This is a genomic window from Desulfurella sp. (genome assembly GCF_023256235.1).
GTDB lineage: Bacteria > Campylobacterota_A > Desulfurellia > Desulfurellales > Desulfurellaceae > Desulfurella.
The window spans coordinates 1-633 of the sequence record NZ_JAGDWY010000014.1 but is presented as its reverse complement, the minus strand read 5'-3'; the positions used below and the strand labels follow the sequence as shown (position 1 = coordinate 633).

Annotated in this window: 1 protein-coding gene; it reads right to left on the bottom strand. The window is 35.1% G+C overall.

Annotated features, from left to right (window positions below; genetic code table 11):
• On the bottom strand, positions 1-633 hold a 633-nt coding region (locus Q0C22_RS01470), incomplete at both ends, for a dicarboxylate/amino acid:cation symporter (protein WP_291490321.1).

Below are 633 nucleotides of genomic sequence, written 5' to 3'. Positions count from 1 at the left end.
GACCTATGGCTTGAGCTACAAACAAAGCACATACACCTTCGTATAAGGTTGTACCATCCATATTAAATTTTGCACCAAGCGGTAACGTAAAAGCGCTAACTGCTTCAGAGATGCCCATCTTTTCTTGAGCTGTAGCGATTGTAACAGGCAGTGTAGCATCCGAGCTTCTTGTTGTAAATGCCATCAAAAATGGTTCTTGAGCTTTTTTCAAAAATTTCCAGAAATTTACTTTTAATAGACTTAGCGTGCCACCATAAAATATAATAATCTGGAATATTAACGCTATATATACAACTAAAACTACATAAGCAAGCGGTCCTACTGCTTTTGGTCCTACTGTCCCAATCGTGTAAGCCATTAATGCAAAAACACCTATGGGCGCATATTCTAATATCCACCTTATCATTTTAAAAATTACTTCTGTAGAACTGTGGAATACTTGAAATAGCGTTTCTCCAGATGCTTTCAATTTTTCATTGTTGCTATCTCTAACAAAAGCCAAAGCAATGCCAAATAATAAACTAAAAAATACTATGGGTAATATATCACCTTTAGCCATAGCTTCAATAAAATTAGTAGGTACAATATTAAGTAAAACATCGATAATAGATGGCGCTTGAAGGTGTTTTAATG